This window comes from Sulfitobacter sp. EhC04 (assembly GCF_001650875.1).
In the GTDB taxonomy this organism is placed as follows: domain Bacteria; phylum Pseudomonadota; class Alphaproteobacteria; order Rhodobacterales; family Rhodobacteraceae; genus Sulfitobacter.
In genome coordinates, this window is record NZ_LXYI01000024.1 from 16354 (window position 1) to 30671 (window position 14318).

General features: G+C 64.6%; 15 protein-coding genes. 8 read left to right on the forward strand and 7 right to left on the reverse strand.

Annotated features, from left to right (window positions below; genetic code table 11):
- Positions 1 to 38 precede the first annotated feature (38 nt).
- The 6 genes from A8B82_RS12010 to blaOXA all read left to right on the forward strand — a co-directional run bounded on the left by A8B82_RS12010 (position 39) and on the right by blaOXA (position 6716).
- A complete protein-coding gene (locus A8B82_RS12010) occupies positions 39 to 2123 on the forward strand; it encodes an LPS-assembly protein LptD (protein ID WP_067292714.1) in 2085 nt (694 codons plus the stop codon).
- 134 nt (positions 2124 to 2257) lie between these two features.
- Positions 2258 to 3409 (forward strand): peptidylprolyl isomerase, encoded by a 1152-nt coding sequence (locus A8B82_RS12015; RefSeq protein ID WP_082899274.1) that lies wholly within the window; start codon positions 2258 to 2260, stop codon positions 3407 to 3409.
- Positions 3406 to 4404 (forward strand): 4-hydroxythreonine-4-phosphate dehydrogenase PdxA, encoded by a 999-nt coding sequence (gene pdxA / locus A8B82_RS12020; RefSeq protein ID WP_067292605.1) that lies wholly within the window; start codon positions 3406 to 3408, stop codon positions 4402 to 4404. The genes A8B82_RS12015 and pdxA overlap by 4 nt, the downstream gene beginning before the upstream one ends.
- Before the next feature lie 61 nt (positions 4405 to 4465).
- Complete coding sequence (gene rsmA / locus A8B82_RS12025; protein WP_067292608.1) at positions 4466 to 5308, forward strand: 16S rRNA (adenine(1518)-N(6)/adenine(1519)-N(6))-dimethyltransferase RsmA; 843 nt, start codon at positions 4466 to 4468, stop codon at positions 5306 to 5308.
- A complete protein-coding gene (locus tag A8B82_RS12030; RefSeq protein ID WP_067292611.1) occupies positions 5305 to 5889 on the forward strand; it encodes a hypothetical protein in 585 nt (194 codons plus the stop codon). Before rsmA ends, A8B82_RS12030 begins: the two co-directional genes overlap by 4 nt.
- 2 nt (positions 5890 to 5891) lie before the next feature.
- A complete protein-coding gene (gene blaOXA / locus A8B82_RS12035) occupies positions 5892 to 6716 on the forward strand; it encodes a class D beta-lactamase (RefSeq protein WP_067292614.1) in 825 nt (274 codons plus the stop codon).
- 52 nt (positions 6717 to 6768) lie between these two features.
- On the opposite strand, the gene A8B82_RS12040 is transcribed toward blaOXA, so the two are convergent.
- From A8B82_RS12040 to prfA, 3 genes are all read right to left on the reverse strand, one after another.
- A complete protein-coding gene (locus A8B82_RS12040; RefSeq protein ID WP_067292616.1) occupies positions 6769 to 7443 on the reverse strand; it encodes a DUF4167 domain-containing protein in 675 nt (224 codons plus the stop codon).
- 208 nt (positions 7444 to 7651) lie between these two features.
- Entirely contained in the window at positions 7652 to 8488 is an 837-nt protein-coding gene (prmC, locus tag A8B82_RS12045) for a peptide chain release factor N(5)-glutamine methyltransferase (protein WP_067292619.1), read from the reverse strand.
- Positions 8485 to 9540, reverse strand: coding sequence for a peptide chain release factor 1 (prfA, locus tag A8B82_RS12050; protein ID WP_067292622.1), 1056 nt, complete (start codon positions 9538 to 9540; stop codon positions 8485 to 8487). The genes prmC and prfA overlap by 4 nt, the downstream gene beginning before the upstream one ends.
- A 62-nt stretch (positions 9541 to 9602) precedes the next feature.
- Here prfA and A8B82_RS12055 point away from each other — a divergent pair, with 62 nt between their 5' ends.
- Positions 9603 to 9890, forward strand: coding sequence for a hypothetical protein (locus A8B82_RS12055; protein WP_067292719.1), 288 nt, complete (start codon positions 9603 to 9605; stop codon positions 9888 to 9890).
- Here the strand turns inward: A8B82_RS12055 and A8B82_RS12060 are convergent.
- The 4 genes from A8B82_RS12060 to A8B82_RS12075 are packed head-to-tail and all read right to left on the reverse strand — an operon-like array spanning position 9837 to position 13378.
- Positions 9837 to 10247, reverse strand: a complete 411-nt coding sequence (locus tag A8B82_RS12060) for a DUF1499 domain-containing protein (RefSeq protein ID WP_067292625.1) — start codon at positions 10245 to 10247, stop codon at positions 9837 to 9839. The two genes, A8B82_RS12055 and A8B82_RS12060, sit on opposite strands and share 54 nt — an antisense overlap.
- 48 nt (positions 10248 to 10295) lie before the next feature.
- On the reverse strand, positions 10296 to 11243 hold the full coding sequence (gene speB, locus A8B82_RS12065; RefSeq protein ID WP_067292628.1) for an agmatinase: 948 nt from the start codon (positions 11241 to 11243) through the stop codon (positions 10296 to 10298).
- Positions 11240 to 12205 carry an agmatinase gene (speB, locus tag A8B82_RS12070; RefSeq protein ID WP_067292631.1) on the reverse strand — a complete coding sequence of 322 codons (966 nt, stop codon included), beginning with the start codon at positions 12203 to 12205 and terminating at the stop codon, positions 11240 to 11242. The genes speB (A8B82_RS12065) and speB (A8B82_RS12070) overlap by 4 nt, the downstream gene beginning before the upstream one ends.
- 3 nt (positions 12206 to 12208) lie before the next feature.
- Positions 12209 to 13378 (reverse strand): M20 aminoacylase family protein, encoded by a 1170-nt coding sequence (locus A8B82_RS12075; protein ID WP_067292633.1) that lies wholly within the window; start codon positions 13376 to 13378, stop codon positions 12209 to 12211.
- A gap of 64 nt (positions 13379 to 13442) precedes the next feature.
- On the opposite strand from A8B82_RS12075, the gene mazG reads away from it, so the two are divergent.
- On the forward strand, positions 13443 to 14264 hold the full coding sequence (gene mazG, locus A8B82_RS12080) for a nucleoside triphosphate pyrophosphohydrolase (RefSeq protein ID WP_067292636.1): 822 nt from the start codon (positions 13443 to 13445) through the stop codon (positions 14262 to 14264).
- Positions 14265 to 14318 lie beyond the last annotated feature (54 nt).

Below are 14318 nucleotides of genomic sequence, written 5' to 3' on the forward strand. Positions count from 1 at the left end.
CCGTGTACCGCTGGCTGCTGATACTGGCCCTCGCCGTGATGCCGCTCTCCGCCAAGGCGCAGCAAAGCGCGCCCCCCGCCGCGGTGCTGGTGGCCGATCAGGTCTTCCTGACCCGCGACCGGACGCTGGTGGCCCAGGGCAACGTCGAGGCCTTTCAGGGCGAAACCCGCCTGCGCGCCCGCACGATCAGCTACAACCAGACCACCGGGGCGTTGACCATCGAGGGCCCAATCGTCATTTCCGAAGGCGACGACACGCTGATCCTGGCGGATGCGGCGGAACTGGACCCGGATCTGCAAAATGGCCTGCTGCGCGGCGCGCGGCTGATCCTGAACCAGCAATTGCAACTGGCCGCCAACCAGATCAACCGCGTCGACGGGCGCTACAGCCAGCTTTACAAGACCGCCGTGACGTCGTGCAAGGTCTGCGAGGACGGGCGCGCGCCGCTCTGGCAGATACGGGCCAAGCGGGTGGTCCATGACAAGCTCGAACAGCAGCTCTATTTCGACGAGGCATCGTTTCACATCCGCAACTTGCCGGTCTTCTACTTGCCGCGCCTGCGCCTGCCCGACCCGACGCTGGCGCGGGCCACGGGGTTCCTGCAACCCTCGATCAGGACCACATCGCAACTGGGTACGGGTTTCAAGATCCCCTATTTCATCAAGATCGGGGACCACCGCGACCTGACCCTGACCCCCTATCTGTCCAGCGCCACCCGGACCCTGGAATTCCGCTACCGGCAGGCGTTCAAATCCGGGCGCATCCAGTTCGACGGCGCCTATACCCGCGACGACCAGCGCCCCGGCGAAACCCGTGGATACCTCTTTGGTGTGGGCCGGTTCGACCTGGCGCGCGATTATGTGCTGGAGTTCGGGATCGAGACCACCAGCGACCCGGCCTATCTGACCGACTACGGCTATTCCGCCAAGGACCGCCTGACCAGCCAGCTGACCGTGAGCCGCGCGCGCCGCGACGCCTATGTGCGTGCCAGCATCTACAATTTCGAATCTCTCCGCGATACCGAAGTGAACGACGAATTGCCCACCATCGTCCTTGACGGCGACTACGAGCGGCGGATGTTCCCTTCCGGCATCGGCGGCGAGGTGCGGATGCGAATCCAGGCGCACAGCCACCGGCGCACCTCGGATACCGACATCATCGGGCGCGACGTGGCCCGCCTGCACGGAGAAATCAAATGGCTGCGGCGCATGACCTTTGGCAACGGGCTGGTTGCGGACGGGCAGATCGGCGCCAGCTTCAACGCCTTTGATATCGTGCAGGACAGCAGTTTCGCGCAGAACCACTCTGACATCGTACCGGCAGCGGCCCTTGCCCTGCGCTATCCGATGATCCGGCGCGGGCGGGGCGGTGTGACCCACCTGCTGGAACCGATTGCCCAGATCGGCTGGTCCGGCGGCAACCGCCTGCCGATCCCCAACGATGAAAGCACGCGGGTCGAATTCGACGAGGGCAATCTGCTGTCACTGTCGCGCTTTCCACGCCCCGACCGCCGCGAAAGACATGCGGTGGCGGCCATTGGCCTCAACTGGTCGCGCTTTGATCCCACCGGATGGGACGCACATCTGACCATCGGCCAGGTCCTGCGCGAACAGGCCGATCTGGAATTCACCACAACCTCCGGCCTGGCGGGCACCTCTTCGGATTTCCTGCTGGCGGGCCAGATCAAGACCGCGCAGGGCCTGTCGCTGACCGGGCGCGGGTTGTTTGACGACGAATTCCAGTTCGCCAAGGCCGAGCTGCGCGGCGACTGGGAATTTACCCGCGGACGCCTTGGCGGCAGCTATGTCTGGCTGGACTCCGATCTGGCCGAAGACCGCACACAGGCGGTGTCCGAGATCGCGCTTGACGGCGATTACCGGATCAACAGGCAATGGACCGCATCAGCCGACTGGCGTTTTGACGTGGCAGACGACCGCGCCGCCTCGGCGGGCGTCGGCCTGACCTACAACAATGAATGCGTGTCGGTCGACCTTTCGGTCAATCGGCGCTATTCCACTTCAACAAGTGTTGAGCCCTCTACCAATATCGGTTTTAACATCGGGCTCAGGGGCTTTGCCGCCTCCAATGGAACAGAAAGATACGTGCGCTCATGCCGAAACTGATCAGACCGACACATTCGTTCATCCCAAGGTGGGCGTTCATCCCAAGGTGGGCGTTCATCTCAAGGTGGACGTTCCTCCCAAGGTGGGCTGCGGCCCTTGGACTGGCGCTGTGCCTGCTGGTGCCGCCTGCCGCCATGGCCCAGAACCTCTATGCCTCCGTGGCGCGGGTCAATGACAAGACCATCACCGAATTCGAGGTCCAACAGCGCCAGCGCTTCATGCAACTGCTCAACGCCCCCGGCTCGGACCGCCAGAATGTGATCGACAATCTGATCGAGGAACGTCTGCGCAATGACCTTGCCGACCGATACGATCTGAAATTGCCGCCAGAGGGGATCGAGGCCGGGCTGACCGAATTTGCCGGCCGCGCGAACCTCAGCCTGGAAGAATTCACCGCCGCGCTGGAACAATCCGGCGTGGCACAGCAGACATTCCGCGATTTTGTCGTGACCCAGCTGACCTGGCGCGAGCTGATCCGCGCGCGCTATGGCGCGCAGGTCAACATCTCGGACGCCGAGATCGACCGCGAACTGGGCCGCAGCGGCTCTGGCAGCGGCATCCGCGTCCTGTTGTCGGAAATCATCATCCCCGCCCCGCCGCAGAACGCCGCCCGTGTCAGCGCGCTGGCCGACCGGATTGCCCAAAGCACGTCAGAGGCCGAATTCTCCCGTTATGCCCAGCAATACTCCGCAACCGCCTCCCGTGGCCGGGGCGGCAGGATGCCATGGACCCCGCTGGAAAACCTTCCACCTTCGCTGCATCCCATCCTGCTGGCGCTTGCGCCGGGCGAGGTGACATCGCCGCTGCCGATCCCCAATGCCGTGGCGCTGTTCCAGCTGCGCGGGATCGAGGAAACCGGCGCGCCCAGCAAGTCCTATTCCGAAATCGAATACGCCGCCTATTACATCCCTGGCGGACGCAGCGAACCGGCCTTGGCCCAGGCGGCAAACGTGCGCGCCCAGGTCGATACCTGCAATGACCTCTATGGCGTGGCCAAGGGCCAGCCCGAAAGCGTGCTGGACCGCGGCTCCAAGAAACCGGGCGACATTCCGCAGGACATCGCGATCGAACTGGCCAAGCTTGATCCAGGCGAAAGCTCCACCGCGCTGACGCGGGCAAACGGGCAGACCCTGGTGTTCCTGATGCTGTGCAAGCGCACCACAGAGGCAAACGCGGAAGTCACCCGCGAGGCGGTGGTCGCAAGCCTGCGCCAGCGCAAGCTGCAAGGCTATGCCGACCAGCTGACGGAACAATTGCGTGCCGATGCCCGCATCATCGTGAAATGACCCAAGCCCACCGGGACGGAGAGGCGCAGGACAGGCCTGTGGTGATCTCCTGTGGTGAGCCCGCAGGCATCGGACCCGAAATTGCCGCCCGCGCATGGGCGGCACTTGCCGGTGAAATCCCGATGCTCTGGCTGGGCGACCCCCGCCACCTGCCCGCCGATGTCCCGCACCGCACCGTCCGCGGTGCGGCAGAGGCGGCAGAGGTGTCGGCAGACGCCCTGCCGGTGCTGGCGCACAACTTTGGCCCGGCCATGATACCCGGCACCCCGCGCCCCGAACACGCGCAGGGCGTGATCAACATGATCGCGCTGGGGGTGGAGATGGTCCGGGATGGCAGCGCCTGCGCCCTGTGTACCGCCCCGATCCACAAGAAGGCGCTGATGGACGGGGCCGCATTTGCCTATCCCGGCCATACCGAATACCTCGCCGCCCTTGCCGGTGTCGATCGGGTGGTGATGATGCTGGCCTCGGATCAACTGCGCGTGGTCCCCGCGACCATCCACATCGCGCTGGCCCAGGTGCCGACCGCGCTGACCCCCGAAAGCCTGCGCCGCACCATCGAGATCACCCATGCGGGCCTGCGCGACCTCTTCGGCATTGCGGCCCCCCGCCTCGCCATTGCCGGGCTGAACCCCCATGCGGGCGAAGGCGGTGCCATGGGCCGCGAGGAACTGGACTGGATCGCGCCCCTGATCACCGAAATGCGCGGCAAGGGCTTTGACCTGACCGGCCCGCTGCCCGCCGACACCATGTTCCACGCCGCCGCCCGCGCGCGCTATGACGCAGCGGTGGCAATGTATCACGATCAGGCGCTGATCCCGATCAAGACGCTGGATTTCGACAAGGGTGTGAATGTGACCCTGGGCCTGCCCTTCCTGCGCACCTCGCCCGATCATGGCACCGCCTTTGACATCGCGGGCAAGGGGCTGGCCAACCCCACCAGCATGATCGAGGCAATCCGCCTCGCACACCGCATGGCCACAGGCACCACATGACCTTTCATTGTTCCAGAAATATACACATCCCCGGCCCGCGTCCGGGCGCAGGATGTGCCCCATGAGCGCCATCGACTCCCTGCCGCCCCTGCGCGAGGTGATCCAGACGCACGGGTTGTCGGCGCGCAAGTCGCTGGGGCAGAACTTCCTGCTGGACCTGAACCTGACCGCCAAGATCGCCCGGCAGGCCGGTGACATGGCCGATTGCGACGTGCTTGAGATCGGACCGGGGCCCGGCGGGCTGACCCGTGGCCTGCTGTCCGAAGGCGCGCGCCATGTGCTGGCCATCGAAAAGGACAGCCGCTGCCGCCCCGCATTGGATGAAATCGCCGCCGCCTATCCCGGCAGGCTGACGGTGCTCGAAGGCGACGCGCTGGACATCGACCCGCTGGCCCATCTGACGCCGCCGATCCGGGTGGCGGCCAACCTGCCCTATAACGTCGGCACCGAACTGCTGATACGCTGGCTGACCCCGCCCGACTGGCCGCCCTACTGGCAAAGCCTGACCCTGATGTTCCAGCGCGAAGTGGCTGAACGCATTGTGGCACCGCCGGGCAGCAAGGCCTATGGCCGCCTTGCCCTGCTGGCCCAATGGCGGGCAGAGGCGCGGATTGTCATGCATCTGCCGCCCGGCGCCTTTACCCCGCCGCCCAAGGTCTCCTCTGCGGTGGTCCATCTGACCGCCCTGGCCGAACCGCGCTTTCCGGCCGATGCCGCCGTGCTGAACCGCGTGGTTGCCATGGCCTTCAACCAGCGCCGCAAGATGCTGCGCTCGGCGCTCAAGGGCATCGCGCCCGATATCGAGGATGTGCTGAACGCCGCCGGAATCGCGCCCACCGAACGCGCCGAACAGGTCCCGCTTGAGGGGTTCTGCGCCCTGGCCCGCGAGGTGGCGAAACGATGATCCGGCTGATCGCAGCAATCGCGCTGCTCTGCGCGCTTGCCGCCTGCGCCCCCACCACCGGCCCGTCACCCGGTTCGCGGGCGGATGTGGCGGCGCTGACCCGCGCCTTGCAGGCGATGTCCCCCGGCGTCGATCCGGCAGAGGCCGCACATGCGGCTGATCTGTCCTACCGCTATACCTTTCAACTGGCGCAACAGTACCAGATCACCGATGCGCCGCTTGTGCATAACGCCAAGGTCAACGCCGGGAAAAAACCGCGCGGGCTGTGCTATCACTGGGCCACGGACATGCAGCATCTGCTGAATCAGTCGGGGTTCGAAACGCTTGAGATCCAGCGCGCCATCGCCAATGCCGCAAACCCGATCCTGATCGAACATTCGAGCGCCGTGATCACCGCGCGGGGTGCCCCGATGCACAGCGGCGTCATCATCGACCCATGGCGTCAGGGCGGCAGATTATTCTGGTCGCCGGTGACGCAGGACCGCCGCTATGACTGGAAGGAACGCGGCGCGGAGCTGCGCCGCCTTGGGCGCGTCACCTACGTCAACCCCGATGGCACCGCCTCTCTGCAACCGGAGTGATCATGCCCCGCTTCCCCCGCCCCCTCCTGCCCGCTGCGCTGGTCCTTGCCGCCAGCATCGGCATGGCCTCCGCCACCGGGGCGGAAACCCTCTGCACATTGGTGATGGAGGTGCAAAGCGGCGAACTCCTGCTTGAGCAAGGCGACTGCAAGACGCGGGTCACCCCGGCCTCGACCTTCAAGATCCCGCTGGCGGTGATGGGATACGCATCCGGCATCCTGGAGGATGCACACGCCCCGGTGCTGTCCTACCGCCCCGGCGAACCGGATTGGGGCGGCGCGAACTGGACCCGCGACACCGATCCCACCGATTGGCTGACCTATTCCGTGGTCTGGTACTCGCAACGCATCACCGCCGCCCTGGGCCAGCACGGTCTTGCGGAATATGCGGAATCCTTCGGATACGGGAATGCGGATTTCTCCGGCGATGCGGGCTATGACAACGGCTTGGAACGCGCCTGGATCGCCTCTTCGCTCACCGTGTCGCCGATCGAGCAGGCCATGTTCCTGCGCGGCCTGCTGCGCGATGAACTGCCCGTCAGCCCCAAGGCCATGGCACAGACCCGCGCCATTGTCGAAAAACGGAAAGTGGGCGGCTGGACCCTGCACGGCAAGACCGGAGGTGCCTATCCGCGCCGGGCCGACCGCAGTTTTGACCGTGCGCACGGCTGGGGCTGGTATGTGGGCTGGGCAGAGCTTGGCAAACGCAAGCTGATCTTTGTCAGGCTGACACAGGATCGCACGCGCAAGACGGGATCACCGGGCATCCGCGCCCGCGACGCCTTTATCGAGATATGGCCGGATCTGGCCAAGGGCCTGCGGCGGTAATCTCCGGCACCGGGCAAAGGCCCCGCCGCCCCCTGAGGAACGGCGCGGCAGGTTATTCCGCCGCCTGGCCCGGATCGCTGCTGTCACTGTCCGCCTTCGGCTTGCGGCGGTAGGTGCGCTTGGGCTTCGGCTTGCTTTCCGGCGTTTCGACCAGACCGCTGCTGTCCTGATCATCGTCATCGCTGCCGCCTGTCACGAAGTCCGGCAGTTGCGCAGAATCTTTCTGGGGCGGCTTCTTGGTGCGCTTGGGCTTTTCAGGCGCGGGCTGCTTGGCCTCTTCGACCGCAGGCTGGTGATCATCACCGGGCTGCGGCTGATCGCCCTGATGGGTGTTTTGCTGATTGTTGTTTTGCTGATTGTTGTTGTGTTGATTCTGGTTGCCGTCGCGTTCCTGCCGCTCCGACCGCTCGCGGTCGCGTTCGGCCTGGCGCTCGCGGTTCTGGCGTTCCTGCTCCTCGCGGCGCTGGTCGATCTCGCGCTGCGCTTCGGACAACAGGCGCAGGTAATGCTCCGCGTGCTGCTGAAAATTCTCTGCCGCAACGCGGTCATTGCTTAGCTGCGCGTCGCGGGCAAGCTGATTGTATTTCTCAATCACCTGCTGCGGGGTGCCGCGCACCTTGCCTTCGGGACCGCTGCTGTCAAAGACGCGGTTGACGACATTACCGCCGCTTTGCGGCTGCCGGTTGCGGTTATTCTTGGACCGGGACCGTGATCTGCTGGATTTCATGAAATGATGTCAGTCTTTGGTGAGTTGTCATAAGAACCGGTGCAGCGATCATCGCCAATTGCACCCGATTGCGAAAGATTGTTGGGCTTACCGCCGCGCGGGACCGCCAAAGGCATCCACCGCTGCAACACCCTCGATAAAACATGGGCTGGGCGACAGGGCAAGGGCAAAGTGGCGAAAATTAAATAAAGTGGCCCGTTTCCGCCACTCAGGCTGGGTTTGCAGCACTTACAACCCGCGCGCGCCCGCCCAGATCATGGGCCAGATGCACATCGCCCCAGCCCGCGCGCCGGAAAATATCCTGCACCGCCGCGCCCTGCTGCCAGCCGATTTCCACCAGCACCCGGCCGGTTGCGGTCAGATACCCCTGCGCTTCCTCAGCAATGGTCCTATAGGCAGACAGCCCGTCCGCCCCATCGGTCAGCGCGATGCGCGGTTCGTGATCGCGCAATTCCGGTGCCACCTCGGCCATTTCCTCGGCCGCGAGATAGGGTGGATTGGACACGATCAGGTCAAAGCGCCCCTCGACCGCATCGAACCAGTCCGACTGCCGGATATCCGCCCGCGCCGCCACACCATGCGCAACCGCATTGGCACTGGCCTGCAGGCAGGCCCCTTCCGACAGGTCGATGCCCAGTCCCGTCGCCTCGGCCCGCTCCGCCAGCAGGGTCACGAGGATACAGCCCGACCCGATGCCAAGGTCCAGCACCCGCTCAAACGGCGCGCCAAGCGCCAGTTCGATCAGCGTCTCGGTTTCCGGGCGCGGGTCCAGCACCTCGCGGCTGACCTTGAAATCGCGGCCATAAAAGGCGCGCGCCCCCACCAATTGGCTGACCGGCACCCGCACCGCCCTGAGCGAGACCAGCCGCTCGAACCGCTCCGCGATTTCTGGCGCGATCTCTTCGGGGGCAATCAGCGTCACCCGCCCGGCATCCACCGAGGCCGCATGGGCCAGCAACAGCCGCGCATCGCGGGCCGGGTCCGGCACACCCGCCGCCCTGAGCCGCGCCGCTGCCGCCGCCATGATTGCGCCCGCCGTCGTCATGCGTTCATCGCCGCAAGCTGCTGCGCCTGCGCATCAGCCGTCAGCGCATCCACGATCTCGTCCAGATCGCCCTGCATCACCGCATCCAGCCGGTACAGCGTCAGATTGATCCGGTGGTCGGTCATCCGCCCTTGCGGAAAATTATAGGTCCTGATCCGCTCCGACCGGTCGCCCGATCCCACTTGCGCCGCCCGGTCGGCTGAGCGTGCGCTGTCCACCCGTGACCGTTCCATGTCATAAAGCCGCGCTTTGAGCACCTGCATCGCCTTGTCGCGGTTGCGGTGCTGCGACTTTTCCGAAGAGGTCACCACGATCCCTGTCGGAATATGGGTGATCCGCACGGCGGAATCGGTGGTGTTGACATGCTGCCCGCCCGCACCCGAGGACCGCATCGTGTCAATGCGCAGATCATTGGCGTTGATCTCGATATCCACATCCTCGGCCTCCGGCAGCACCGCGACAGTGGCGGCAGAGGTGTGGATGCGCCCGCCGCTTTCGGTGCTGGGCACCCGCTGCACCCGATGCACACCGCTTTCGAACTTCAACCGGGCAAAGACATTCTGGCCGGTGATATGCGCCACCACTTCCTTGACCCCGCCCAGTTCCGTCATCTGGCTTTCGATCAGGTCGAACCCCCAGCCGCGCGTCTCGGCATAGCGCTGGTACATCCGCAACAGATCCGCCGCGAACAGCGCCGCCTCGTCGCCGCCGGTGCCGGGCCGGATTTCCAGCATCGCAGGCTTGGCGTCAGCGGCATCGCGCGGCAAAAGCGCCAGTTGCAGCGCCGCCTCCACTTTGGGCAATGCCTCCTTCAGGGTCGGCATTTCCTCGCGCGCAAGCTCGGCCATCTCAGGGTCCGCCAGCATCGCCCTGGCGTCCTCCATGTCCCTGAGCAACTGCCGGTACAGGTCGATCTGCTCCACCACCGGCTTCAGATCGGCATATTCCTTGGCAAGCGCGGCAAAATCAGCCCCGTCGGACCCGGCAGACATGGCGGCCTCCAGGTACTGGAAGCGCTGGGTGATCTGCAAAAGACGGTCCATGGGTATCATCGTCAGGGATGTCGCTGATGGAAAGGCTTTGGTCAAGGGCCGCCGCGTGCTATAGTGGCACCATGTTTCGCGCAGCGCTTCTGATCGGGCTGATCGCCCTGCCCGCCGTCACCTTGGGCGATGTCACCTCGCCCAGTGGCAAGACGGTTGATTGCTATTGCACCGACCGCAACCACAACCGCATCGAACTGGGTGAAACCATCTGCCTGCAGGTGGACGGGCGCATGTTCATGGCGCAATGCCAGATGTCGCTGAACGTGCCGATGTGGCGCGAGGTGCAAAAGGGCTGCCTGTCCTCAGAGCTGAGCCAGCCATCCCTTGATCCGCTTGGCGTTTACCCCAAAATCTGAGCGGCCGAAGCGCAGGCGCCCGAAAACCTCCAGAATGCCGTCATCCAGTGTCACCGTGGTGTAATCGGGAAACCCGATCCAGCGGGTGCGGCTGACGTAAGTCACCTGCCAATCCCCGACAGACCCGGCCAGAACCTGCGTCCCGGCAGTGCCGCGTATGATCCGATCCAGCTGTTCCAGCCTGGCAGGCCCTGCGGCCCCCACATCCTCCCGCCAGATGAAACCGCCGTCCAGTGGCGTCTCGCCCAGCGGCGCACCGGCGGAGGCATGATGCCAGCGCATCACATTATGCGGGGCCAGCCGGATATAGGCCAGCAAGCCCGCCAGCAGGAGGACCAGGATCAAGAAAAAATACATGCGCACCCCAGCTCTTTCATTGTTCCAAAAATACACCCTTCCGCCCTGTCAGCGGTACGCGACCCCCGGCAGGACGCACAACAGCTCGTAAAGGATGTTCGCCCCGGTCAGTGCCGTATTGCCTGATGTATCGTAGGGCGGCGAGACTTCAACCAGATCGGCCCCGACAATATTGAGCCCCTTCAGCCCCCGGATCAGCTCAAGCGCCTGCATCGTGCTCAGCCCGCCGATCTCCGGCGTGCCGGTGCCGGGGGCAAATGACGGGTCAAGACTGTCGATGTCAAAGGTCACATAAGTGGGCAGCTTGCCGATGTCGCGGCGGATCTCGCCACTCAGCGCCGACAGGCTGCGCCCCCAGAGTTCATGCGCCGGAAACTGCTGGAACCCCCAGGCCGCGGCCTCGGCAAAATCATCCGCGCCGTATCCGGTGCCCCGCAACCCGATCTGATAGACTTTCGAAGGGTTTATCAGACCTTCCTCATGTGCGCGGCGGAACACGGTGCCATGGGTCTCCCGCACGCCGAACATCTCCTCGTTCACATCCGCATGGGCATCCACATGGATCAGCGCCACCGGCCCGTGCCGCCGCGCCATCGCACGCAGGATCGGCAGGGTTATGGAATGGTCTCCGCCGATGGCCAAGGGCATCGCATCATAGTTGAGGATCGCATCGTAACTCTCTGCAATGATGCGCAAACTGTCGCTCAGCGAAAAGGTGTTGATCGCCAAATCGCCAATATCGGCTACCTGCAGGCTGTCGAAGGGGGCCGCCCCCGTGGCCAGGTTATAGGGCCGCAGCATCGCGCTTTCGCTGCGCACCTGCTTGGGGCCGAACCGCGTGCCGGACCGCCAGGAGGTGCCGATGTCCATCGGCACCCCCAGCACCGCCACATCCAGCCCCGCCAGATCATTCACCGATGGCAGCCGCATGAAGGTATTTGGCCCCGAGAACCGCGCCAGGTCGTTGCCGCTGATCGGCTGGTTCTTGCCGCTCATGCCGTCCTCATCCGGTGCCCCAGCAGACAAAGGATCTCCGTCGCCACATGCGCCCCGGCAATCGCCGTGGCCCCGGTGCTGTCAAACGGCGGAGAGACCTCCACGATGTCGCCGCCCATGATATTGATCCCCGCCAGATCGCGCAGCATGATCGCGCATTGCGCCGATGTCAGCCCGCCCCAGACAGGCGTGCCGGTGCCGGGGGCAAAGGCCGGGTCCAGCGCGTCGATGTCAAAGGTCAGATAACAGGGCCGGTTGCCCAGCACTTTCTTGATCTTCGCCACGGCGGCGGCAGGCCCCTTCTCATGCACTTCGCGGGCGTCGATGGTGGTCACCCCCAATGTGTCGGGATTGGTGGTGCGGATGCCCACCTGAACGCTTGTCGCCGGGTCCACGATCCCCGATTTCACCGCCTTGTAGAACATCGTGCCATGGTCGATCCGGTCCATGTCGTCATCCGGCCAGGTGTCGGAATGGGCATCGAATTGCAACAGGCTGATCGGGCCGTATTTCTCTGCATAGGCCTTGAGTATCGGAAAGCTGATGTAGTGATCGCCGCCCAGCACCACGCTGGCAGCACCGGCGTCCAATATGCCCTTGATATGCGCCGTCAGCGCCGCCGGGAATTGCGAGACATGGCCGTAGTCAAAGGCCAGATCGCCATAATCCGCGATGGCAAATTCGCTCAGCACGTCGAAATCCCAGCCGTAAGGCGGGTCATAGGGTTGCAGCGTGCTGGCCTCGCGGATGGCGCGGGGGCCAAGGCGGGTGCCGGTGCGGTTGGTCACCGCCTGGTCAAAGGGCACGCCGGTCACGGCGATGTCCACGCCCCTCAGATCCTTGGTATAGCGCCGCCGCAAAAAGGACGTGGCCCCACCAAAGGCATTCTCAAAGCTCGGCCCCTTAAGGTCATCACGGGTAAAGGCCTGATCGACCTGGGTTTTTGCATCTTCCAGCGCCATGGCTCAGACCTCCGCCACGGGCTGCGCCCGCTCGACCAGCCGGGCAAAGAAGGATGCGCCGATGGGTGCGATCTCATCGTTGAAATTGTACTTCGGATGATGCACGCCCGCGCCCTCGCCCTGGCCCAACAGCAGATAGGCCCCCGGCCGTGCCTCCAGCATGTAGGAGAAATCTTCCGCCCCCATGACCGGGGCGAAATCTGTCTCGACCCCTGCATTGCCCGCCACCTCTTCGGCGACATCGGCGGCGAAACCGGTGCTTTTGGGGTCATTGACCGTCGGCGGATAGCCGAATTCAAAGTCCAGTTCCGCATGCAGATCAAAGCTGGCCGCATGGCCGTCCACGATGGCCTGCATCCGGCGCAGAACCATGGCCTGCACCTCCTTGTCAAAGGTGCGCACGGTGCCGTTGATATAGACCTCTTCGGGGATCACGTTGTCGGTGGTGCCGGTGTGGATCTGGGTGGTCGAGATCACCAGTTGCGACTGCGGGTTGGTGTTGCGGCTGACGATGGTCTGCAGCGATTGTACCAGCGCACAGGCGGCCACCACCGGGTCGATGCATTCATGGGGCCGCGCGCCATGGCCGCCCTGCCCGGTCAGCCGGATGGTAAAGGTATCCGCCGCCGCCATGATCGGCCCCGCCGTGGTATGGAACCGCCCGAAATCCAGCCCCGGCGCATTGTGCAGCGCATAGACCTGGGCGATGTCGAACCGGTCCATGACCCCCTCGTTCACCATGACCTCACCGCCGCCGCCGGCCTCTTCGGCGGGCTGGAACAGCAGGGCGACACGGCCCGCGAAATTGCGCGTCTCGGCCAGGTATTTCGCCGCCCCCAGCAGCATCGCGGTATGGCCGTCATGGCCACAGGCATGCATCTTGCCCGCATGGGTGCTGGCGTATTCCAGCCCGGTTTCCTCAAGTATCGGCAGCGCGTCCATGTCGGCGCGCAACCCGATGGTGGGGCCGTCGCCCTGCCCGTTGATGATCGCCACGATCCCGGAGGTGGCCACCCCTTCGTGCAGTTCGTCCACGCCAAATTCGCGCAGCCGCGCCGCAACAAAGGCCGCCGTCTGGTGACACTCCAGCCCCAGTTCCGGGATGGTATGCAGATGCCGTCGCCATGCGGTCATATCCGCGCTGAAATCGGCGATGCGGTTGACAACAACCATGGGCTGGACTCCTCGGGCTTAAATACTCACCTTCGCATCTGACACCACACAGGACCCGGTTGCAATGGCACAAGACCTCATCCACGACCCCGACGCGGGCATCGAACGGCTGCTTGAAATCATGCGCCGCCTGCGCGACCCGGACACCGGTTGCCCCTGGGACATCGAACAGGATTTCGGCAGCATCGCCCCCTATACGATCGAGGAAGCCTATGAGGTCGCCGACGCCATCGCACGCGGGGACTGGGCCGAACTGGAGGGCGAATTGGGCGATCTGCTGCTGCAATCGGTCTATCATACGCAAATGGGCGCGGAGGCGGGGCATTTCACCTTTCAATCCGTGGTGCGCAACATCTCTGACAAGATGGTGGCCCGGCATCCGCATGTCTTTGGCGACGACTCCCGCGACAAATCCGCCGAGCAGCAAACCGCCGATTGGGAGGCGATCAAGGCGCGGGAACGTGCCGGCAAGGCGCAAAAGGGCGCGCTGGACGGTGTGGCGGTCGGGTTGCCCGCCCTGCTGCGCGCCTACAAGCTGCAAAAACGTGCCGCACGAGTGGGATTCGACTGGCCGGATACCGGCGAGGTAATCGCCAAGATCGCAGAGGAAGCCGCCGAACTGGTCGAAGCGCGCGACACCCTCGGACAGGATGAAATGGAAGAGGAATTCGGTGACCTGATGTTCGTGATGGCCAACCTGGGCCGCCATCTGGGGCTGGACCCGGAGGCAGCGCTGCGCGCGGCAAATGCCAAGTTCACCCGCCGTTTCGCCGGTGTGGAGGCGCAATTGGCCGCTGCGGGCAAACGCCCCGAAGACAGCACGCTGGAGGAGATGGACGCGCTTTGGGATGCAGTCAAGGCGCAGGAGCGCAAGACCGCCCCCTGACACCGCCCCCCTTTTGTTCCGCCGTCAAACCCCCTATTTCAGCCAAAAGGAATT